5 protein-coding genes are annotated in these 23,988 nt (G+C 75.8%); all 5 read left to right on the top strand.

What is annotated here, in order from left to right:
- The first annotated feature begins 1,467 nt into the window (after nucleotides 1–1,467).
- The 5 genes from O7633_RS26120 to O7633_RS26140 all read left to right on the top strand — a co-directional run bounded on the left by O7633_RS26120 (nucleotide 1,468) and on the right by O7633_RS26140 (nucleotide 23,977).
- Entirely contained in the window at nucleotides 1,468–11,127 is a 9,660-nt protein-coding gene (locus tag O7633_RS26120) for a type I polyketide synthase (protein WP_282328651.1), read from the top strand.
- Between the two features lie 61 nt (nucleotides 11,128–11,188).
- Nucleotides 11,189–15,913: a type I polyketide synthase gene (locus O7633_RS26125; RefSeq protein WP_282324285.1), complete on the top strand. Its 4,725-nt coding sequence runs from the start codon at nucleotides 11,189–11,191 to the stop codon at nucleotides 15,911–15,913.
- A gap of 32 nt (nucleotides 15,914–15,945) precedes the next feature.
- On the top strand, nucleotides 15,946–21,300 hold the full coding sequence (locus O7633_RS26130; RefSeq protein WP_282324286.1) for a type I polyketide synthase: 5,355 nt from the start codon (nucleotides 15,946–15,948) through the stop codon (nucleotides 21,298–21,300).
- 53 nt (nucleotides 21,301–21,353) lie between these two features.
- A complete protein-coding gene (locus O7633_RS26135) occupies nucleotides 21,354–22,688 on the top strand; it encodes a P450-derived glycosyltransferase activator (RefSeq protein ID WP_282324287.1) in 1,335 nt (444 codons plus the stop codon).
- A complete protein-coding gene (locus tag O7633_RS26140; protein ID WP_282324288.1) occupies nucleotides 22,676–23,977 on the top strand; it encodes an activator-dependent family glycosyltransferase in 1,302 nt (433 codons plus the stop codon). The genes O7633_RS26135 and O7633_RS26140 overlap by 13 nt, the downstream gene beginning before the upstream one ends.
- The last annotated feature ends 11 nt before the right edge of the window (nucleotides 23,978–23,988 follow it).

The following is a 23,988-nucleotide window of genomic DNA, read 5'->3' on the forward strand; positions in this document are numbered from 1 at the left end:
CGCGAGCGGCTGCGGCAGTACGAGTCCGCCGCTGCTGTGGATGATCCGGTGGTGGTGGTGGGGATGGGTTGTCGTTTTCCGGGTGGGGTGGTGTCTGCGGAGGGTTTGTGGGATTTGGTGTTGGGGGGTGGGGATGCGGTGTCGGGGTTTCCGGTGGATCGGGGTTGGGATGTGGAGGGGTTGTTTGATCCGGTGCGGGGTGTGGTGGGGAAGTCGTATGTGCGGGAGGGGGGGTTTGTGTATGACGCGGGGATGTTTGATGCGGAGTTCTTTGGTGTGTCGCCGCGTGAGGCGGTGGCGATGGATCCGCAGCAGCGGTTGTTTTTGGAGGTGTCGTGGGAGGCGTTGGAGCGTGCGGGGATTGATCCGTTGGGGTTGCGGGGTTCGCGGACGGGTGTGTATGTGGGGGTGATGGGTCAGGAGTATGGGCCGCGGTTGGTGGAGTCGGGTGGTGGGTTTGAGGGTTATTTGTTGACGGGGACGTCGCCGAGTGTGGTGTCGGGTCGTGTTTCGTATGTGTTGGGGTTGGAGGGTCCGTCGATTTCGGTTGATACGGCGTGTTCGTCGTCGTTGGTGGCGTTGCATTTGGCGTGTCAGGGGTTGCGGTTGGGTGAGTGTGATGTGGCGTTGGCGGGTGGGGTGACGGTGATTGCGGCGCCGGGGTTGTTTGTGGAGTTTTCTCGGCAGGGTGGGTTGTCGGGTGATGGGCGGTGTCGGGCGTTTGCGGGTGGTGCGGATGGGACGGGGTGGGCGGAGGGTGCGGGGGTGGTGGTGTTGGAGCGGTTGTCGGTGGCGCGGGAGCGTGGTCATCGGGTGTTGGCGGTGGTGCGGGGTTCTGCGGTGAATCAGGATGGTGGGTCGAATGGTTTGACGGCGCCGTCGGGGGTGGCGCAGCGTCGGGTGATTGGTGCGGCGTTGGTGGCGGCGGGTTTGGGTGTGTCGGATGTGGATGTGGTGGAGGGGCATGGGACGGGGACTCGGTTGGGTGATCCGATTGAGGCTGAGGCGTTGTTGGGGTCGTATGGGCGGGGTCGTGTGGGTGGGGCGTTGTTGTTGGGTTCGGTGAAGTCGAATATTGGTCATACGCAGGCGGCTGCGGGTGTGGCGGGTGTGATCAAGATGGTGATGGCGTTGCGGGCGGGGGTGGTGCCGGCGACGTTGCATGTGGATGTGCCGTCGCCGTTGGTGGATTGGTCGTCGGGTGGGGTGGAGTTGGTGACGCAGGTGCGGGGTTGGCCTGTGGTGGGTCGGGTGCGTCGTGCGGGTGTGTCGGCGTTTGGGGTGTCGGGGACGAATGCGCATCTGATTTTGGAGCAGGCCCCGGAGTTCGACGATCCTGCCGATTCCGATTCCGGTGTCGTTGATGGCGGCGGGGGTGGTGTCGGCAGGAGCTTGTCGGTGGTTCCGGTGGTGGTGTCGGCTCGTTCGGTGGGGGCGTTGCGGGCTTATGCGGGTCGGTTGCGTGAAATGTGTGTGGGTCTTTCCGATGGTGTGGGTTTGGTGGATGTGGGTTGGTCGTTGGTGTCGTCGCGGTCGGTGTTTGAGCATCGGGCGGTGGTGTTGGGTGGGGGTGTCGCGGAGGTGGTGGCGGGTTTGGATGGGGTGGTTTCTGGGGCGGTGAGTTCGGGTTCGGTGGTGGTGGGTTCGGTGGCGTCGGGTGTTGCGGCTGGTGGTGGTCGGGTGGTGTTTGTGTTTCCGGGTCAGGGTTGGCAGTGGGTGGGTATGGGGGCCGCTCTGTTGGATGAGTCGGAGGTCTTCGCGGAGTCGATGGTGGAGTGTGGGCGGGCTTTGTCGGGGTTTGTGGATTGGGATTTGTTGGAGGTGGTCCGCGGTGGGATGGGTGAGGGGGTGTGGGGTCGGGTTGATGTGGTGCAGCCGGTGTCGTGGGCGGTGATGGTGTCTTTGGCGCGGTTGTGGATGTCGGTGGGTGTGGTGCCGGATGCGGTGGTGGGTCATTCGCAGGGTGAGGTTGCTGCGGCGGTGGTGGCGGGTGTGTTGAGTGTGGCCGATGGTGCGCGGGTGGTGGCGGTTCGGTCGCGGGTGATTGGTGAGGTGTTGGCTGGTGGTGGTGCGATGGTGTCGGTGGGGTTGCCGGTGGCGGTTGTGCTGGAGCGACTGTCGGGGTGGGGTGGTCGGTTGGGTGTGGCGGCGGTGAATGGTCCGTCGTTGACGGTGGTGTCGGGGGATGTGGATGCTGCTGTGGGGTTTGTTGGTGAGTGTGAGCGGGATGGGGTGTGGGTGCGGCGGGTGGCGGTGGATTATGCGTCGCATTCGGCGCATGTGGAGGCGGTGGAGGGGACGCTGTCGGGGTTGTTGGATGGTTTGTGTCCGGGGCGGGGGGTGGTGCCGTTTTATTCGTCGGTGGTGGGTGGTGTGGTGGATGGGGTGGGTTTGGATGGTGGGTATTGGTATCGGAATTTGCGTGAGCGGGTGTTGTTTTCGGATGTGGTGGGGCGGCTTGTCGGGGATGGGTTTTCGGGGTTTGTGGAGTGTTCGGGGCATCCGGTGTTGGTGGGTGGGGTGTTGGAGTCGGTGGGGGTGGTGGATGCGGGTGTGCGGCCGGTGGTGGTGGGGTCGTTGCGGCGTGGTGATGGTGGGTGGGGCCGGTTTTTGACGTCTGTGGGTGAGGCGTTTGTTGGTGGGATGAGTGTGGATTGGAAGGGTGTGTTCGCGGGGGCGGGGGCACGGTTGGTGGATTTGCCGACGTATCCGTTCCAACGACGCCACTACTGGGCACCGACGCCCACCAACCCCGCCGCCAGCCCCGCCGCGGGCGACACCACCACCGCCGACCCGGTGGGTGGTCTGCGGTATCGGATCACCTGGAAACCGCTGCCGACCGACGACCCCCGACCCCTCACCAACCGCTGGCTGCTGCTGGTGCCCGAGGCGCTGGCCGGTGACGGGGTGGTGGCGGGCGTACGGCAGGCGCTGGCCGCGCGTGGCGCCTCCGTCGAACTGCTGACCGTCGGCGTCGCCGACCGGGCCGGCCTTGCCGCGCTCCTGACCTCCGCCGCCCCCGGCGACCCGGAGGCGGCCGGCCCGGCCGGCGTGGTCTCCCTGCTGGCGCTCGCCGAGGGCGCGGACGCGCGCCACCCGGCCGTACCGCTCGGCCTGACCGCCTCGCTCGCCCTGATCCAGGCGTTGGCGGACGCGGGGACGCAGGCCCGCCTCTGGGCGGTCACCCGGGGGGCCGTCGCCGTGTCCTCCGGCGAGGTACCGGACGCCGGGCAGGCCCAGGTGTGGGGGCTCGGCCGGGTCGCGGCCCTCGAACTGCCGGACCGATGGGGCGGGCTGGTGGACCTGCCGGCGCTCGCCGGGGAGCGTGCCTTCGCGCAGCTCGCCGACGTCGTGGGCGGCTCGAACGGCGAGGACCAGGTCGCCGTACGGGCCTCCGGCGTCTACGGTCGACGCCTCGTGCGTTCCCGCGCCACCGTCACGTCCGGCGACTGGCCGGCCCGGGGCACCATCCTCGTCGTCGGGGACACCGGCCCGATCGCCGCGCTCCTGGCCGGCCGCCTCCTCGGCGACGGGGCGGCGCACGTGGTGCTCGCCGGCCCGGCCGCCGCGTCCACCGTCGGGCTCACCGGCGGGGCCGACCGGGTGGCCCTGGTCGACTGCGACCCGAGCGACCGGGACGCGCTCGCCGGGCTGCTCGGCGCGTACCGGCCCACGACGATCGTGGTGGCTCCGCCCGCCGTCGCGCTCACCGCCCTCGCCGAGACCACGCCGGAGGACTTCGTCGCCGCCGTCGCCGCGAAGACGACGACGGCGGTGCACCTCGACGCCCTTGCGGCGGAGGCGGAACTGGAGCTCGACGCGTTCGTCGTCTTCTCCTCGGTCTCCGGCACCTGGGGCGGCGCGGGGCACGGCGGCTACGCGGCGGGCACCGCCCGGCTGGACGCGCTGGTCGAGGAGAGGCGGGCCCGTGGCCTGCCCGCCACGGCGATCGCGTGGACGCCGTGGGCCGACGCGACCACAGCCGCCGGCGGGCGGGCACCCGATGCCAGCGCCGGCGGACACGAGCCCGACACGAGGGCCGGGGGCCCCGACCGCGAACTGCTGCGCCGGGGTGGCCTCACCCCGTTGGACCCGGGGGCCGCGCTGGACGTGCTGCGCGGGGCGGTGGCGCGGGGCGAGGGCCTGGTGACCGTGGCCGACGTCGACTGGGCGCGGTTCGTCGCCTCGTACACCGCGGCCCGGCCCACCACGCTCTTCGACGAACTGCCCGAGCTGCGGGCGGCCCGGGAGGCGGAGCACACCCCGGTCGAGGACTCGTCGGCCGGCGGCGAGCTGGTCCGTGCCCTCGGCGGCCGGCCCGCGGCCGATCAGCACCGGACGCTGCTGCGGCTGGTCCGTGCGCACGTCGCGGCCGTCCTGGGGCACGACGAGGCCGAGGCGGCCGATCCGGACCGGGCGTTCCGGGAACTCGGCTTCACCTCGGTGACGGCGGTGGACCTGCGGAACCGGCTGAACGCGGCCACCGGGCTGAACCTGCCGGCGTCCGTCGTCTTCGACCATCCCAGCGCCCGGGTGCTGGCCGCGTACCTGCGTGCCGAGATGCTCGGGCCGGAGGCCGACGAGGACACGGCGGAGGCCGTCGCCCCGCCGTCCGCGCCGGCCGGGGCGGGCGACGACGAGCCGATCGCGGTGATCGGGATGGCCTGTCGGTTCCCGGGCGGGGTCGACGCCCCCGACGACCTGTGGGACCTGCTGGCGAAGGGCCGCGACGCCATCTCCAGGTTCCCCACGAACCGGGGCTGGGACGTCGACGGCCTGTACGACCCGGACCCGGAGGCGCCCGGCCGCACCTACGTCCGCGAGGGCGGCTTCCTGCACGACGCGCCCGACTTCGACGCCGCGTTCTTCGGGATCTCGCCCCGCGAGGCCCTCGCCATGGATCCCCAGCAGCGCCTGCTGCTGGAGACCACGTGGGAGTCCCTGGAACGGGCCGGGTTGGACCCGACCGCGTTGCGCGGCACCCCGACCGGGGTGTTCGTGGGGACCAACGGCCAGCACTACATGCCGCTGCTGCGAGACGGCGCGGACGACTTCGACGGCTACCTCGGCACCGGCAACTCGGCCAGCGTCATGTCCGGCCGGCTCTCCTACGTCTTCGGCCTGGAGGGCCCGGCGGTGACCGTGGACACGGCCTGCTCCGCCTCCCTCGTGGCGCTGCACCTCGCGGTGCAGGCGCTGCGCCGGGGCGAGTGCACGCTGGCCCTGGTCGGCGGGGCCACGGTGATGTCGACGCCGGACATGCTGGTGGAGTTCTCCCGGCAGCGGGCGATGTCGCCGGACGGCCGGTCGAAGGCGTTCGCCGCCGCCGCCGACGGGGTGGCGCTCAGCGAGGGCGCCGCCATGATGGTGGTGCAGCGGCTGGCCGACGCGGAGGCCGCCGGGCACGAGATCCTGGCCGTGGTCAAGGGCTCGGCCGTCAACCAGGACGGGGCCAGCAACGGCCTCACCGCCCCGAACGGGCCCTCCCAGGAACGGGTCATCCGGCAGGCGCTGGCCGACGCCGGCCTGCGGCCGGACCAGGTGGACGCGGTCGAGGCGCACGGCACCGGCACCGCCCTGGGCGACCCCATCGAGGCGCAGGCGCTGCTCGCCACGTACGGCCGGGACCGGCCGGCTGACCGGCCACTGTGGCTCGGCTCGCTGAAGTCCAACATCGGTCACACCCAGGCCGCCGCCGGCATCGCCGGGGTGATGAAGGTGATCCTGGCGCTGCGGCACGACACGCTGCCGCGCACGCTGCACGTGGACCGGCCGACGCCCCGGGTGGACTGGGCTTCCGGGGCGGTGTCGTTGCTGACCGAGCCGGTGCCGTGGCCGCCGGGTGACGAACCCCGCCGGGCGGCGGTGTCCTCGTTCGGGATCAGCGGCACCAACGCCCACGTGATCGTCGAGCAGGCGCCGCCGGTGGTGCGGGAACCGATCGACCACGAGGCGGACGAGGTCACCGTCCCGCTGTTCCTGTCGGCCCGGGGGAGCGCCGCGCTCTGCGCCCAGGCGGCACGGCTGCGGGCCCGGTTGATCGAGGAACCCGACCTGGACATCGCCGAGGTCGGCTACACGCTGGCGGCCACCCGGGCCCGCTTCGAGCACCGGGCCGTGGTGATCGGGGAGAGCCGCGCGGAGGTCGGCGACGCGCTCGCGGCGCTCGCCCGGGGCGAGGAGCACCCGTCGCTGCTGCGGGGGCGGGCCGGCGCGAGCGACCGGGTCGCGTTCGTTTTTCCCGGCCAGGGCTCGCAGTGGGCCGAGATGGCCGACGGCCTGCTCGACCGCTCCCCGGCCTTCCGGGCGAGCGCGTCGGCGTGCGACGAGGCGCTGCGGGCGTACCTCGACTGGTCCGTGCTGGACGTGCTGCGTCGCGTGCCGGACGCGCCTGCGCTGAGCCGGGTCGACGTGGTCCAGCCGGTGCTGTTCACGATGATGGTGTCGCTGGCGGCGGCCTGGCGGGCGCTGGGCGTGCACCCGTCCGCTGTGGTCGGCCACTCGCAGGGTGAGATCGCGGCGGCCCACGTGGCGGGCGGCCTCTCGCTGGACGACGCGGCGCGCATCGTCGCCCTGCGCAGCCAGGCGTGGCTGCGGCTGGCCGGGCAGGGCGGGATGGTGGCGGTGACGCTCCCCGTCGACGTGCTCCGCGCCCGCCTGGCGCGGTTCGGCGACCGGCTGTCCGTCGCCGCGGTCAACAGCCCCGGTACGGCGGCGGTGAGCGGCTACCCCGACGCGCTCGCCGAACTGGTCGACGAGCTGACCGCCGAGGGCGTGCACGCCAAGGCGATCCCGGGGGTGGACACGGCCGGGCACTCCGCGCAGGTGGAGGTGCTGAAGGACCACCTGATGGCGGCCCTTGCCCCGGTGTCGCCCCGCAGCTCGCAGATCCCCTTCTACTCGACTGTCACGGGCGGCCTGCTGGACACCGCGCTGATGGACGCCGCCTACTGGTACCGCAACATGCGCGACCCGGTGGAGTTCGAGCAGGCGACCCGGGCGATGCTCGCGGACGGGCACGAGGGGTTCCTGGAGCCCAGCCCGCACCCGATGCTGTCGGTGTCGTTGCAGGGCACCGCGGCCGACGCCGGGGTCGCCGCGACGGTGCTGGGGACACTGCGGCGCGGCAAGGGCGGGGCCCGCTGGTTCGGCATGGCGCTCGGGCTCGCCCACGCCCACGGGATCGAGATCGACGCGGGTGTGCTCTTCGGAACCGACTCGCGCCGGGTCGACCTGCCGACGTACCCGTTCCAGCGCGAGCGCTTCTGGTACCACCCGCCGGCCGCGCGCGGGGACGTGGCCTCCGCCGGGCTCAGCGGCGCCGACCATCCGCTGCTGGGCGGGGCGGTCGAGCTGCCTGACCGGGGCGGCCACGTGTATCCGGCCCGGCTCGGCGTCCGACACCACCCGTGGCTCGGCGAGCACGCCCTGCTGGGCGCGGCGATCCTGCCCGGGGCCGCGTACGCCGAACTCGCCCTGTGGGCCGGGCGGCGTGACGGGGCCGGCCGGATCGAGGAGCTGACCCTCGACGCGCCGCTGGTGGTGGCCGACGAGTCGGCGGCGCAACTGCGGCTCGTGGTGGGCCCGGCGGACGCGGAGGGGCGCCGGCAGCTCACCGTCCACTCGCGCGCCGACGGCGCGGACGCGGACACCGCGTGGACCCGGCACGCGCAGGGCACCCTCGTGCCGGCCGACGCCGACGCCGCCTGGAGCGGGGAACCGGGCGCGCCCTGGCCGCCGGCCGGGGCCGAGCCCGTCGAGGTGGCGGGCCTGTACGACCGGTTCGCCGACCGGGGCTACCAGTACGGGCCGTCGTTCCGGGGGGTCCGGGCCGCCTGGCGGGCCGGCGACACGGTGTACGCCGAGGTGGCCCTGCCCGTCCCGCAGCCCGGGAGCCCGCGCTTCGGCGTCCACCCGGCGCTGCTCGACGCGGCGTTCCAGGCGATGAGCCTCGGCGCGTTCTTCCCCGAGGACGGGCAGGTCCGGATGCCGTTCGCCCTGCGGGGCGTGTCGTCGTCCGGGGTCGGGGCCGACCGGCTGCGGGTCACCATCAGCCCGGCCGGTGCCGAGGCGGTCCGGATCGCCTGCGTCGACGAGCGGGGCAACCCGGTCGTGGTGATCGACTCCCTGGTGGCGCGCGCGGTGCCGGTGGAGGCGCTCATCCCCGGCGCCCCCGGCGCCCCCGGCCTCCCCGGCGCCGGGGACGGCGCGCTGCACCACGTCGCCTGGACCGCCCGGCCGGAACCGGGGGTCGCCGCCGTGCAGCGCTGGGCGGTCGTGGGCGCGGCCGATCCCGGGCTGGCCGGGGGCCTGGACCGGGCGGGCGGCCTCTGCGGGGCGTACCCCGATCTCGCCGGTCTGGTCGCGGCGGTGGCCGAGGGGGCGGCGCTGCCCGACGTGGTCGCGGTGCCGGTCCCGTCGGGCGCGCCGGTCGGGCCCGACGCGGTGCGCGCCACCGTGCTCGGCGCCCTGGACATGATCCGGGCCTGGCTCGCGGTCGAGGGCCGGCTGGGGCTGGCCAGGCTGGCGTTCGTCACCACCTCGGCGGTGGCGGTCGGCGACGGCACCGAGCACGTGGACCCGGTGTCGGCCGCCCTGTGGGGGCTGGTGCGTTCCGCCCAGTCCGAGGAGCCCGGCCGGTTCGTCCTCGTCGACCTGGACGCCGACCCGGCCAGCGCCTCGGCCCTGCCCGCCGCGCTCGCCGCCGGGGAGCCGCAACTGGCCGTTCGCGCCGGGGCGGTGCACGTGCCCCGGCTGGTTCGGCACCGACCCCGCCCGGACGGCCCGCTGACGCCCCCGGCCGGTGCCGCGTGGCGGCTCGCCGCCGGTGGGCAGGGCACCCTGGAGGGCCTGGCGCTGGTCCCGGCCCCGGACGCCGAGGCGCCGCTGGCCCCCGGGCAGGTCCGGGTCGCGGTGCGCGCCGCCGGAGTGAACTTCCGGGACACCCTCATCGCGCTCGGCATGTACCCGGGCACGCCGGTGCTGGGTGCCGAGGGGGCCGGGGTGGTCACCGAGGTCGCGCCGGACGTGGCCGGCTTCGCCCCCGGCGACCGGGTGCTGGGCATGTGGACCGGCGGCCTGGGGCCGGTGGCGGTCGCCGACGCCCGGATGCTCGCCCGGGTTCCGCGCGGCTGGTCGTACGCCGAGGCCGCGTCGGTGCCGGCCGTCTTCCTCACGGCCCACTACGCGCTCACCAGGCTCGCCGGGATCCGCCCGGGGCAGTCGCTGCTGGTGCACGCGGGGGCCGGCGGCGTCGGCATGGCGACCCTCCAACTGGCCCGGCACCTGGGCGTGGAGGTCTACGCCACGGCGAGCCGGGGCAAGTGGGACACCCTGCGTGGCCTCGGCCTGGACGACGCGCACATCGCCGACTCCCGCAGCCTCGACTTCGCCGGACGGTTCCTGGCCGCCACCGGGGGGCGCGGCGTCGACGTGGTGCTGAACTCCCTTGCCGGGGACTTCGTGGACGCGTCCCTGCGGCTGCTGCCGCGCGGCGGCCACTTCCTGGAACTGGGCAAGGCCGACGTCCGCGACCCCGACCGGATCGCGGCCGACCACCCGGGGGTCGGCTACCGGGCGTTCGACCTCGTCGAGGCTGGTCCGGAGCTGGTCGGGCAGCTGCTCGGCGAGCTGATGGAGCTGTTCGCCGCCGGGGCGCTCAGCCCGCTGCCGTTGACCGTGCGGGACGTCCGGCGGGCCCGGGAGGCGTTCCGCCTGATCAGCCAGGCCCGGCACGTCGGCAAGGTGGTGCTGACCATGCCGCCCGCGTTCGGCGCGTACGGCACCGTCCTGGTCACCGGCGGCACCGGGACGCTCGGCGGCGCGGTCGCCCGGCACCTGGTCACCCGGCACGGCGTACGGCACCTGGTGCTCGCCGGCCGCAGCGGCCCGGCGGCGGACGGGGCGTCCGCGCTCGTCGACGAGCTGACCGCGTCCGGCGCGTCGGTGACCGTCGTCGCCTGCGACGCCGCCGACCGGGTCGCGCTGCGCCGGCTGCTCGACGGCATGCCGGCCGCGCACCCGCTCACCGCCGTCGTGCACGCCGCCGGCGTCCTCGACGACGCCACCATCACCGCGCTGACCGCCGGGCAGGTGGACGCGGTGCTGCGGCCCAAGGCCGACGCGGTGGTCAACCTGCACGAGTTGACCCGGGACCGGGAGCTGTCCGCGTTCGTGCTGTTCTCCTCGGCGGCGGCCCTGTTCGGCAGCCCCGGGCAGGGCAACTACTCGGCGGCCAACGGCTTCGTCGACGCGTTCGCCCAGTACCGCCGCGTGCAGGGGCTCCACGCGGTGGCGCTGGCCTGGGGCCTGTGGGCCGACAGCAGCCGGATGGCCGGGCACCTCGACCAGGAGGGGATGCGGCGTCGGATGGCGCGCGGCGGCGTGCTGCCGCTCACCACCGACCAGGGCCTCGCCCTGTTCGACGCCGCGCAGCTGGTGGACGAGGCGCTCCAGGTGCCGATCCGGCTCAACGTCGGCGCGTTGCGGGCCGCCGGGAAGGTCCCCGCGCTCCTCGCCGATCTGGTGCCGGCGGCGGCGTCGGGGGCCCCGGCCGCCACCCCGACCCGGGACGACGCGGACCGCACGCTCGCCGACCGGCTCGCCGGGCTGACCGTGGCCGAACAGCGGGAGCTGATGCTGGAGAGCGTACGCGGACACGCGGCGGCCGTCCTCGGACACGCCGACCCGCAGGCCGTCGACGCCGACCGGGCCTTCCGGGAACTCGGCTTCGACTCGCTGACGGCGGTGGAGCTGCGCAACCGGCTGGCCACCGCGTCCGGGCTGCGCCTGCCGGCGACGCTGGTCTTCGACCACCCCACCCCGGAGGCGCTGGCGGAGCACCTGCTCGCCGGGCTCGCGCCCGAGCAGGCCCGGACCGAGTTGCCGTTGCTGGCCGAGCTGGGCCGGCTGGAGGCGGCCCTGGCCGCCACCGACGGGGCCGCCCTCGACGGGCTGGACGACCTGGTGCGCCGGGAGGTCGGCGTCCGGATCGCGGCGCTGGCCGCCAGGTGGGGCGCGGCCGGCGACGACGTGGCCGGCAGCGACGGCGGCGGGACGGCCGACGCGCTGGAGTCCGCTGACGACGACGAGATCTTCGCGTTCATCGACGAGCGGTTCCGCGCCTGACGACCCCGCGTACGCGGGGGACGGGGTGGACGGGACCGACGGTCAGGAGGGACGAGGCGGCATGTCGCACGAGCAGAAGCTCCGCGAGTACCTGCGGTTGACCACCACCGAGCTGGCCAGGGCCACCGACCGGCTGCGCGCGGTCGAGGCGCGGGCGCACGAGCCGATCGCGATCGTCGGCATGGCCTGCCGGTACCCCGGCGGGGTCGGCTCACCGGAGGAACTGTGGGAGCTGGTCGCCTCGGGCACCGACGCGATCTCCCCGTTCCCCGACGACCACGGCTGGGACGGCGACGCGCTGTACGACCCGGACCCGGAGGCGGCGGGCCGCACCTACTGCCGCGAGGGCGGGTTCCTCGCCGGGGTCGGCGACTTCGACGCCGCGTTCTTCGGCATCTCGCCCCGCGAGGCGCTGGCCATGGACCCGCAGCAGCGCCTGCTGCTGGAGACGTCCTGGGAGGCGCTGGAGCGGGCCGGGATCCCCCCGGACTCGCTGCGCGGCAGCCGTACCGGGGTGTGCGTCGGGGCGTGGCACGGCGGCTACACCGACGTCGTCGGGCAGCCGCCGGCGGAACTGGAGGGCCACCTGCTGACCGGCGGCGTGGTCAGCTTCACCTCGGGGCGGATCTCGTACGCGTTGGGCCTGGAGGGGCCCGCGTTGACGGTGGACACCGCCTGCTCGTCCTCGCTGGTGGCCCTGCACCTGGCGGTGCGGGCCCTGCGGCAGGGCGAGTGCGACCTGGCGTTGGCCGGCGGGGCGACGGTGCTGGCCAGCCCGGCGGTGTTCGTGCAGTTCTCGCGGCAGCGGGGGCTGGCCCCGGACGGCCGGTGCAAGGCGTTCGCCGACTCGGCGGACGGGTTCGGGCCGGCCGAGGGGGTCGGCATGCTGGTCGTGGAGCGGCTGTCGGACGCCGTCCGCCACGGGCGACGGGTGCTGGCCCTGGTCACGGGCACGGCGGTCAACCAGGACGGGGCGAGCAACGGCCTCACCGCCCCCAGCGGCCCGGCGCAGGAGAAGGTGCTGCGCCAGGCGCTCGTGGACGCCCGGGTGACGGCCGCCGACGTCGACGCGGTCGAGGCGCACGGCACCGGCACCCGGCTCGGCGACCCGATCGAGGTGCGGGCCCTGATGAACGTGTACGGTGCCGGCCGGCCCGCCGACCGTCCGCTCTGGCTCGGTTCGCTGAAGTCCAACATCGGCCACACCCAGGCGGCGGCCGGGGTCGGCGGGGTCATCAAGACGGTGCTGGCGATGCGGCACGGCGTCCTGCCGCCCACCCTGCACGTGGACGCCCCGACCACCGAGGTCGACTGGTCCGCCGGCCAGGTGGCCCTGCTGCGGGCGGAGACGCCGTGGCCGGACACGGGCCGCCCGCGCCGCGCCGGGGTCTCCTCCTTCGGGGTGAGCGGCACCAACGCGCACGTGGTGCTGGAGCAGGCCCCCGGGCCCGCCGCCGCCCCGGCGGGCGACGCCCCGCCCGCCGAGGCCCGGCCCGTCGGCGACCCGCCGCCGGTCGTACCGCTGGTGTTGTCCGCCAGGTCGCAGCCGGCGCTGGCCGGGCAGGCCCGCCGGCTGCGCGACCTGCTGGCCGCAGCGCCGGGGACCGACCTCGCCAGCGCCGGACTCGCCCTGGCCACCGCGCGGTCGGTGTTCGACCACCGGGCGGTGGTGACGGCCACCGGGCGACCGCAGGCGCTCGACGCGCTCGACCTGCTGGCCGGCGGCGAACCCGGACCGGCGGTCACGACCGGCGTCGCCGCCCCCACCGGGCGCACCGTGTTCGTCTTTCCCGGGCAGGGGACGCACTGGGCCGGCATGGGTGCCGACCTGCTCGACCAGTCACCGGCGTTCGCCGAGTCGATGCGACGGTGCGAGCAGGCGCTGTCGGCGTACACCGACTGGAGGCTCGGCGAGGTGATCCGGGGCGCGGCCGGCAGCCCGCCGCTGGACCGCGTGGACGTGCTCCAGCCCGTCTCCTGGGCGGTGATGGTGTCGCTGGCGCAGGTGTGGCGGTCGCTCGGCGTCGAGCCGGACGCGGTGGTCGGCCATTCCCAGGGCGAGATCGCCGCCGCGGTGGTCTGCGGCGCGCTGACCCTGCCGGACGCGGCCCGGGTGGTCGCGCTGCGGTCCCAGGTCATCGGTCGGGTGCTCTCCGGTCGCGGCGGCATGGCGTCCGTCCAGCTGCCGGCCCGGGAGGTCGCGGGGCGGCTGGCCGCCTGGGTGGGCCGGCTCGACGTCGCGGCCGTCAACGGGCCACAGTCGACCGTCGTGTCCGGTGCCGCCGACGCGGTCACCGAACTGGTCGAGGCGCTCGCGGCCGAGGGCGTCCGGGTGCGGCGGATCCCGGTGGACTACGCGTCCCACTCGACGCAGGTGGACCGGCTGCGCGCCGAGCTGCTCACCGTCCTGGGCCCGGTCGACGCCCGTCCGGCGCAGGTGCCCTTCTACTCGACGGTGCAGGGCGGGCGCGTCGACACCGCCGGCCTGGACGCCGGCTACTGGTACCGCAACCTGCGGGGGCAGGTCCGCTTCGAGGAGACCGTGCGGGTGCTGCTCGACGACGGGCACCGCGCCTTCGTCGAGGCCGCCGCGCACGCCGTCCTCGTACCCGCGATCCAGGAGCTGGGGGACAGTGCCGGCGTCCGGGTGGTGGCCGTGGGGTCGCTGCGCCGGGAGGCGGGCGGCCTGGACCGGCTCCTGGCCTCGGCGGCCGAGGCGTTCACCCAGGGGGTCGCCGTGGACTGGTCCCGGGCTCTGGCCGGGGCCGCGCGCGTCGCCGTGGACCTGCCCACGTACGCGTTCCAGCGGCAACGCTACTGGCTGGAGCCCGCCGCGCAGGCGGACTCCGGCCCGGCCGGGGACGGCTGGCGCTACCGGGTCGGCTGGCGGCGGCTTCAGCGCACCGGCGCCGCGCCGGCCGACCGGTGGCTGCTGGTCACCGGCCCGGAGCAGGCGGCGGAGCTGGTCGAGGCGGTGCGCGACGCGCTCACCGCGCGGGGCGCCGAGGTGCGCCTGGTGACCGTCGAGCCGACCGGCACCGACCGGGCCGCGTGCGCGGCGTTGCTCACCGCGGCCGGTGCGGGCGGGGCGACCCGGGTGCTGTCCCTGCTCGGCACCGATCGTCGCCCGCACCCCGACCACCCGGCCGTGTCCGTCGGCGTCGCCGCGACGCTGCTGCTGACCCAGGCCGTCGCCGACGCCCTGCCGGCCGCCCGGCTGTGGGTCGTCACCCGGGGCGCGGTCTCCGTCGGGCCCGGCGAGACCGCCGACGAGCGCCAGGCGCAGGTCTGGGGGTTCGGCCGGGTCGCGGCCCTCGAACTGCCCCGCACGTGGGGCGGGCTCGTCGACCTGCCCGCCGACGCGGACGGCCCGGTGTGGGAGGCGTTCGTGGACGTGCTGGCCGGGGACGAGGACCAGGTCGCGCTGCGCGGCCCGGTCGGGTACGGCCGCCGGCTGCGGCGCGCCCCCGCGCTACCCGCGAAGCGGCGGTACCGGCCCAGGGGCACCGTCCTGGTCACCGGCGGCACCGGCGCGCTCGGCGCGCACGTGGCCCGGCGGTTGGCCGCCGGCGGGGCCGCGCACCTCGTGCTCACCAGCCGGCGCGGGGCCGACGCCCCCGGTGCGGCCGGGCTGGTCGGGGAACTCCGGGCGCTGGGCGCCGAGGTGACCGTCGCGGCCTGCGACGTCGCCGACCGGGCCGCCGTGGCGGCGCTGCTCGCCGGGCTGCCCGCCGACGCGCCGCTGAGCGCGGTCTTCCACACCGCGGGCGTGGCGCACTCGATGCCGATCGGCGAGACCGGGCTCACCGACGTCGCCGAGGTGTTCGCCGGGAAGGTCGCCGGAGCCCGCCACCTCGACGAACTCACCCGGGGGCACGACCTGGACGCGTTCGTCCTGTACTCGTCGAACGCGGGCGTGTGGGGCAGCAGCGGGCAGAGCGCGTACGGGGCGGCCAACGCGGCCCTCGACGCGCTCGCCGAACGGCGGCGCGCCGCCGGGCTGACCGCCACCTCCGTCGCCTGGGGCCTGTGGGGCTCCGGGGGCATGGGCGAGGGCGACGCCGAGGAGTACCTGAGCCGCCGGGGCCTGCGGCCGATGCCTCCCGAGCGTGGCGTGGACGCCCTCCTGGCCGCCCTGGACCGGGACGAGACCTTCGTCGCCGTCGCCGACGTGGACTGGACGCTGTTCACGGCCGGGTTCACCGCGTTCCGGCCCAGCCCGCTGCTCGGCGACCTCCCGGAGGCCCGCGCGACGCCGGCCGACGCCGGACCCGCGGGCTCCGACCTGCCGGCCTGGCACGCCGCCGCGAGCCCCGACGAACGCCGCCGGGGCCTGCTCGACCTGGTACGCCGGCAGGTCGCCGCCGTCCTCGGCCACCCGGGGCCCGAGCACGTCGGCCCCGACGCCGCGTTCCGGGAGATCGGATTCGACTCGCTGACCGCCGTCGACCTGGCCAAGCGGCTCAGGGCGGCGGTCGGCGTGCCGCTGTCCGCCACCCTCGTCTTCGACCACCCCACCGCGACGGCGGTCGCCGAGCACCTGGCCGGGCTGCTCGGTCCCGCGCCGGCCGGCGGCGACCCGCGCGAGGCCGAGGTGCGCCGGGCCCTGGCCGACCTGCCGCTGGCCCGGCTGCGGGACGCCGGCCTACTGGACGGCCTGCTTGCGCTTGCGGGGCTGGACGCCGACGCGGTGCCGGACGGGCCCGAGCCGGCTCCCGGCGACGCCATCGACGAACTCGATCCCGAGGAGCTGGTGCGCCGGGTGCTGGACAACGCCAGCTCCTGACCCGTTCCCTCTTCCCCCCGAGGAGCCCGCCCATGGCCATGCCCCCCGACAAGGTGATCGAGGCGCTGCGTGTCTCCGTCAAGGAGACGGAGCGGCTGCGCCGGCAGAACCACGAGCTGCTCGCCGCCCTGCACGGGCCGATCGCCGTCGTGGGCATGGCCTGCCGCTACCCGGGCGGGGTGTCCTCTCCGGAGGACCTGTGGCGGCTGGTCGAGACGGGCACGGACGCGATCGGCGGCTTCCCCACCGACCGTGGCTGGGACGTCGACGCCGTGTACGACCCGGATCCCGAGTCGCGGAACACCACCTACTGCCGGGAGGGCGGGTTCCTGGCCGGGGCGGGAGACTTCGACGCCGCGTTCTTCGGGGTGTCGCCGCACGAGGCCGTGGTCATGGACCCCCAGCAGCGGCTGCTTCTGGAGGTGTCCTGGGAGGCGCTGGAGCGGTCCGGGACCGACCCGCACAGCCTGCGCGGCTCGCGCACCGGGGTGTACGTCGGTGCGGCCCACCAGGGGTACGCGGCCGACGCCGGTCAGGTGCCGGAGGGCGCGGAGGGCTTCCGGCTGACCGGCAGCGCCGACGCCGTCCTGTCCGGACGGATCTCGTACCTGCTCGGGCTGGAGGGTCCGGCCCTGACCGTCGAGACGGCCTGCTCGTCCTCGCTGGTGGCGGTGCACCTCGCGGTGCAGGCGCTGCGCCGGGGCGAGTGCGGGCTGGCACTGGCCGGTGGGGTCGCCGTGATGCCCGACCCGGCGGCATTCGTGGAGTTCTCCCGGCAGCGGGGCCTCGCCGCGGACGGGCGCTGCCGGGCGTTCGGGGCGGGCGCGGACGGCACCGGCTGGGCGGAGGGCGTCGGTGTGCTGGTCCTGCAACGGCTCTCCGACGCGGTGCGCGACGGCCGCTGGGTGCTGGGCGTGATCCGGGGATCGGCCGTCAACCAGGACGGGGCCAGCAACGGGCTTACCGCCCCGAGCGGCCCCGCCCAGCAGCGGGTCATCCGGCAGGCGCTGACCGACGCCCGGCTCGGCGCCGACCAGATCGACGCGGTCGAGGCGCACGGCACGGGCACCCGGCTCGGCGACCCGATCGAGGCGCAGGCGCTGATCGCCGCCTACGGCGCCGACCGGACCCCGGACCGGCCGCTCTGGCTCGGCTCGCTGAAGTCGAACATCGGGCACGCCCAGGCGGCGGCCGGCGTCGGCGGCCTGATCAAGATGCTCCTGGCGATGCGGGCCGGTACGCTCCCACCCACCCTGCACGCCGACGTCCCGACCCCGCTGGTCGACTGGTCCGCCGGTGTCGTCCGGCTGTCGACCGGGGTGGCGCCCTGGCCCGCGTTGCCCGGGGCGCCCCGCAGGGCCGGGATCTCCGCGTTCGGGGTGAGCGGCACCAACGCGCACGTGATCGTCGAGCAGCCGCCGCCGGCCCCGGCCGACGACCCGACGCCGCCCACGAGGACCCTGCCGCTGGTGCCGTGGGTGCTCTCCGGCCGGACGGAGGCGGCGCTGCGCGCCCAGGCGGACCGGTTGCGTACGCACCTGGCGGCGCACCCCGACGCGGACCCGCTGGACGTGGGATTCTCCCTGGCCACCAGCCGGGCCGCGCTGGAGCACCGGGCCGTGCTGGTGGCCGCCGACCGCGACGGCCTGCTCCGCCTCGTCGACGCGCTGGCCGCCGGCGAGCCGGCGGCGGGCCTGATCCGGGGCACGGTGCGTCACGATCGCGGGACCGGGTTCCTCTTCGCCGGGCAGGGCGGCCAGCGCGTCGGGATGGCGCGCGAACTGTACGAGGCATTCCCCGCCTTCGCCGACGCCCTGGACCAGCTCGCCGCCCGGCTGGACCGGCACCTCGATCGTCCGCTGCTGCGGGTGCTGTTCGCCGAGCCGGGGTCGGACGACGCCCGGCTGCTCGACGGCACCCGGTACGCGCAGGCCGCCCTCTTCGCCGTCGAGGTGGCGTCGTTCCGACTGGTCCACGGCTGGGGGGTCCGGCCCGACGTGCTGCTCGGTCACTCGGTGGGCGAGCTGGCGGCCGCGCACGTGGCCGGCGTACTCGACGTGGACGACGCGTGCGAGCTGGTCGCGGCGCGGGGCCGGCTGATGGGGGAGCTGCCGCCGGGCGGCGCGATGGTGGCGGTCCGGGCCACCGAGGAGGAGGTCGGGCCACTGCTCGACGGGCAGCGGGTCGCGGTGGCGGCGGTCAACGGCCCGCGCTCGGTCGTGGTCTCCGGCGACGAGGAGGCGGTGCTGGCCGTGGCCGCCCGGTGCGCCGCCCTCGGCCACCGGACGCGACGCCTCAACGTCAGCCACGCGTTCCACTCCCCGCACGTGGAGGCGATGCTGGAGCCGTTCCGGCGGGTGGCGCGGGGCCTCACGTACCATGCCCCGACGATCCCGGTGGTGTCGAACGCGACGGGCCGGCTCGCCACCGCCGACGAGCTGCGCGACCCCGGTTACTGGGTCCGGCACGTCCGCCAGCCCGTCCGGTTCCGGGACGGGGTGCGGGCCGCCCGCGACCAGGGGGCCACCGCCTTCGTCGGGCTCGGCCCGGACGGGGTGCTGTGCGCGTTGGCCGAGGAGTGCCTCGGGCCCACCGGCGACGTGCTGCTGCTGCCGGTGCTGCGCCCCGGCCGGCCGGAGCCCGCGACCCTGCTGGCCGCCCTGGCCGGGGCGTACGCCGGTGGCGCGGAAATGGACTGGTCCCGGGTGTTCGCGGGCACCGGCGCGCGCAGGGTCGAGCTGCCCACGTACGCCTTCCAGCACCGGCGCTACTGGCTGGCGCCGGGCCCGCCGGCGGCCCGCCGCGACGACGCCTGGCGGTACCGGATCGCCTGGCGGCCCCTGCCGACCGTGCCCGCCGCCGCCGGGACCGAGACGGTTTCCGGGGCGTGGTTGCTGGTGGTCCCCGCCCACGACGGCGTCGCGTCGCTCGCCGACGCCGCCGAGCGGGCCATGCACCGGGGCGGGGCCACGGTCACCCGGCTGACGGTGGACGCCGCCGCCGTGGACCGGGACACCCTCGCCGCCGTGCTGACCGAGGCCGCCGCCGACGCGGACGGCGGGCCGGACGGGCTGCTCTGCCTGCTGGGCCTCGACGACCGGGCACATCCCCGGTCCGCCTCGGTGCCCTGCGGGGTGCTGGCGACCCTGTCCCTCGCCCAGGCCCTGACCGACCTGGGGGCCTCCGCGCGGCTGTGGTGCGTGACCCGGGGGGCGGTCGCGGTGACGCCCGGCGAGTCCCCGTCGGTCGCCGGCGCCCAGTTGTGGGGCTTGGGCCGCGTGGCCGCGCTCGAACTCCCCCGGTCCTGGGGCGGCCTGGTGGACCTGCCGGTCGACCCGGACGACCGGGACTGGGACCTGCTGCGGCGCGCGCTGCGCGGCCCGGAGGACCAGGTCGCGGTCCGGGGGGCGGCCGGGTACGCCCGGCGGCTGGTCCCCGCGCCCGCGCCCCGGGCCGAGCGGGCCTGGCGCCCGCGCGGCACGGTCCTGGTGACCGGCGGTACGGGCGCGCTCGGCGCGCACACGGCCCGCTGGCTGGCGCGCAACGGCGCCACGCACCTCGTCCTCACCAGCCGCCGGGGCGGGAACGCCCCCGGGGTCGCCGCGCTGCGGGCGGAACTGGTCGCGCTCGGTGCCGAGGTGACCGTGGTCGCCTGCGACGTCGCCGACCGGGAGGCCGTGGCCGACCTGCTCGCCGGGATTCCCCGCGCCGCTCCGCTCACCGCCGTGTTCCACGCGGCGGGCGTGCCCCAGGTGACACCGCTTCACGAGACGACCCCGGAGTTGTTCGCGCAGGTCTGCGCAGGCAAGGTCGCCGGGGCGGTGCACCTGCACGAGTTGGCCCGTGACCTGGACGCCTTCGTCACCTTCTCCTCCGCCGCCGGGGTGTGGGGCAGCGGCGGGCAGTGCGCGTACGCTGCGGCCAACGCCGCCCTCGACGCGCTCGCCGAGCGTCGTCGTGCCGCAGGGCTGCCCGCGACCTCCGTCGCCTGGGGGGTCTGGGGCGGGCCCGGCATGGGGGCGGGCGCGGGGGAGGAGTACCTGCGCCGCCGGGGCGTCCGGGCGATGCCCCCGGCAGCCGCCCTCGCCGCCCTCGGGCGGATCCTGGACGCCGACGAGACCGGGGTGACGGTCTCCGACACCGAGTGGGGCCGCTTCGCGTCAGGCTTCGCCGCCGCGCGTCCCGCCCCGCTGCTCGCCGAGCTGCCGACCGGGGACGTCGATCCGGCCGGCCCGGCGCACCGGGCGCAGCCGCCCGTGCCCCGACCTGCCCCGGCAGCCACCGACCGCCCCGGGCTGCTGGCGCTGGTCCGCGCCGAGGCCGCGGGGGTGCTGGGGCACGACGGGGCCGACGACGTACCGGCCGACGCGGAGTTCTCCGCCCTCGGCTTCGACTCGCTCGCCGCCGTCCAGCTGCGCCGCCGGCTCGCCGAGGCCACCGGCCTGAGCCTTTCGGCCCCGGTCCTGTTCGACCACCGCACCCCTGACGCGCTCGCCGCGCACCTGCACGGCCTGCTCACCGGCGCGGCGGGCGGGCCACCCGCGCCGGCCGCCGGGAGCGCCCTGGTCGAGATGTACCGGCGGGCCGTCGCCGCCGGCCGCGCCGCCGAGGCGGTGGAGGTGCTCGGCACCGTCGCCACGTTCCGGCCGGTGTTCCGGTCCCCGGACGAGATGGGCGAGCCACCGGCCCTCGTCCCGCTCGGCACCGGGGCGGGGGGACCCGCGCTGGTCTGCTGCGCGGGCACGGCCGCGGCGTCCGGCCCCCGGGAGTTCACGGCGTTCGCCGCCGCGCTGGCCGGTCTCCGGGACGTCACCGTCCTTCCGCAGACCGGCTTCCTGCCCGGCGAGCCGCTGCCCGCCGGGCTGGACGTGCTGCTCGACGCCCAGGCCGACGCCGTCCTGGCCCATTGCGCCGGGCGGCCCTTCGTCCTGGTCGGCCACTCGGCCGGGGCGAACATGGCGCACGCGTTGACGGTGCGCCTGGAGGCACGGGGCGCGGACCCCGCCGCGCTGGTGCTGATGGACATCTACACGCCCGCCGCCCCGGGGGCGATGGGGGTGTGGCGCGAGGAGATGCTGGCGTGGGTCGCCGAGCGGTCCGTCGTCCCCGTCGACGACACACGGCTGACCGCGATGGGCGCCTATCACCGGCTGCTCCTGGACTGGGCGCCCCGGCCGACCCGGGCACCCGTGCTGCACCTGTATGCCGGTGAACCGGTGGGCGCCTGGCCGGATCCCCGGCAGGACTGGCGTTCGCGCTTCGACGACGCGCACACCAGCGCCGAGGTGCCCGGCACCCACTTCTCGATGATGACCGAGCACGCCCCCGGCACCGCCGCGACCGTGCACAAGTGGCTCGACGAGGTGTGCCCGACCCGCGTTCCGTGACCCGTACGCCGGGTCCGTCCCGGCGAGTCCGACGACAGCAGGAGAGGAAGCGCATGATCACAGTCCCGCCCGACGGGGATCCCGCGACCTGGGCCCGCCGGCTGCAACTGACCCGCGCCGCGCAGTGGTTCGCCGGCAACCACGGCGACCCGTACGCGCTGATCCTGCGCGCGGAGACCGACGACCCGACCCCGTACGAGCAGCAGGTGGCCGCCCAGCCGCTGTTCCGCAGCGAGCAGTTGGACACCTGGGTGACCGGGGACGCCGCGCTGGCCCGGGAGGTGTTGACCGACGACCGGTTCGGCTGGCTGACCCGGGCCGGGCAGCGGCCCGCCGAGCGGACCCTGCCGCTGGCCGGCACGGCGCTGGACCACGGGCCGGAGGCCCGGCGTCGGCTGGACGCGCTCGCCGGGTTCGGCGGGCCGGTCCTGCGGGCCGACGCCGCAGGGGCGCGTACCCGGGTCGTGGAGACCACCGCGGTCCTGCTCGACGGGATCGGGGAGCGGTTCGACCTGGCCGTGCTCGCCCGGCGGCTGGTCGCTGCGGTGCTGGCCGACCTGCTGGGGGTGCCCGCCGCGCGGCGGGGCCGCTTCGCCGAGGCACTCGCCGCCGCCGGCCGTACGCTGGACAGCCGGCTGTGCCCGCAGACCGTGGCGACCGCTCTCGCCACCGTCGCCGCCACCGCCGAGCTGACCGACCTGCTGGGCGAGGTGCCGCCCCCGCCGTCGCTGTCCCCGTCCGCCGGGTCCGGGCCGTCGCGTCCGTCCGCAGCCGGGTCCTGGCCGCCGTTGCCGGCCGACGACCGGACGGCCGCCGCGCTCGCGCTGGCGGTCGGCACGGCCGAACCGGCGATCACCCTGCTCTGCAACGCGGTCGGTGCGCTGCTCGACCGCCCCGGGCATTGGGCCCTGCTCGGTGGGGACCTCGACCGGTCCGCCGCCGTCGTCGAGGAGACCCTGCGCTGCTTTCCGCCGGTGCGCCTGGAGAGCCGCGTCGCGCAGCAGGACGTCACCCTGGGCGGGGTGTTCCTCCCGGCGGACAGCCACCTGGTCGTGCTGGTCGCCATGGCGAACCGGGGTCCGCGCGCGGCGACCGCCCCGAGCCCGGACGCGTTCGACCCCGGCGGGTCGCGCGTCCCGGCCCGCGACGTGGTGGGCCTGCCGCAGCTTGCCGGCGCCGGGCCGCTGATCAGGCTCGTCGTCACGACCGCCCTGCGGACCCTCGCCGAGGCGCTGCCCACGCTGCGGCGGGCGTCCGGCGGCGTCCGGTGGCGACGCTCGCCCGTCCTGCTCGGCCACGCCCGCTTTCCCGTCGCCCGGGCGGAGAGCGGCGAACAGCGGTCCGACGACCGCCCGGCGCTGGAGGAGGCGACCCGATGCGCGTCCTGATGACGTCCTTCGCGCACAACACCCACTACTACAGCCTGGTGCCGTTGGCCTGGGCGCTGCGCGCGGCCGGCCACGAGGTACGGGTGGCGAGCCAGCCCTCGCTCACCGACACCATCGTGCGGTCGGGGCTGACCGCGGTGCCGGTCGGCGACGACCAGGCGATCATCGACCTGCTCGCCGAGGTCGGCGGCGACCTGATGCCGTACCAGCGGGGACTGGACTTCACCGAGGCCCGTCCCGAGGTGCTGACCTGGGAGTATCTGCTCGGGCAGCAGACCATGCTCACCGCGCTGTGCTTCGCGCCGCTCAACGGTGTCTCCACGATGGACGACATGGTCGCCCTGGCCCGGTCCTGGCGGCCCGAGCTGGTGATCTGGGAGCCGTTCACCTACGCCGGGCCGGTCGCGGCGCGGGTCGTCGGTGCGACGCACGCCCGGCTGCTCTGGGGGCCGGACGTGGTCGGCAACGCCCGGCGGCTGTTCACCGAGAGCCTGGCGCGGCGGCCGGCCGAGCAGCGCGAGGACCCGATGGCCGAGTGGTTGCGCTGCACCCTGCACCGGTACGGCTGCGAGCTCGACGACGACGAGGTGGAGACCCTGGTCACCGGCGCGTGGACCATCGATCCCACCGCCGACAGCACCCGGCTTCCCGTCCCGGGGCGCCGGGTGGCCATGCGGTACACCCCGTACAACAGCCCGTCCGTGGTGCCGGAGTGGGTGGCCAGGGCCGACCGGCCCCGGGTCTGCCTCACCCTCGGCGTGTCGAGCCGGGAGACGTACGGCAAAGACGTGGTCTCCTTCCAGGAGCTGCTCGGCGCCCTCGGCGACCTGGACGTCGAGGTCGTCGCGACGCTCAGCGACGCCCAGCGCGAGGAGCTGGGTGACCTGCCGGACAACGTCCGGGTGTGCGACTTCGTGCCGCTGGACGTGCTGCTGCCGACCTGTGCCGCGATCATCCACCACGGTGGGGCGGGCACGTGGTCGACGGCCATGCTCTACGGGGTGCCGCAGATCATGATCGCGTCGCTGTGGGACGCCCCGCTCAAGGCGCAGCAGGCGGAGCGACTCGGCACGGGGATCTCGATCCCGCCGGAGCGGCTCGACGCCCCGACGCTGCGGGCGGCCGTCGTCCGGATCCTCGACGACCCGTCGATCGCCGCCGCCGCCCGCCGTCAGCGCGACGAGCTGCGTGCCGCGCCCTCGCCGGCCGAGGTGGTCCGCATCCTGGAACGCCTCGTCGCGGACGACCGGCCCGGCCGGCCGGCCGGAGCCACCACCGAACACTCCTGAAAGGAGCGATG

It is taken from the genome of Micromonospora sp. WMMD712, assembly GCF_029581295.1.
In the GTDB taxonomy this organism is placed as follows: domain Bacteria; phylum Actinomycetota; class Actinomycetes; order Mycobacteriales; family Micromonosporaceae; genus Micromonospora; species Micromonospora carbonacea.

Bases quoted from the DNA above. Each gene is read 5' to 3' on its own strand.
- O7633_RS26130 (WP_282324286.1), top strand. From the start codon at position 15,946: ATGGCCATGCCCCCCGACAAGGTGATCGAGGCGCTGCGTGTCTCCGTC.
- O7633_RS26125 (WP_282324285.1), top strand. From the start codon at position 11,189: ATGTCGCACGAGCAGAAGCTCCGCGAGTACCTGCGGTTGACCACCACC.
- O7633_RS26135 (WP_282324287.1), top strand. From the start codon at position 21,354: ATGATCACAGTCCCGCCCGACGGGGATCCCGCGACCTGGGCCCGCCGG.
- O7633_RS26120 (WP_282328651.1), top strand. From the start codon at position 1,468: ATGTGTGTGGGTCTTTCCGATGGTGTGGGTTTGGTGGATGTGGGTTGG.
- O7633_RS26140 (WP_282324288.1), top strand. From the start codon at position 22,676: ATGCGCGTCCTGATGACGTCCTTCGCGCACAACACCCACTACTACAGC.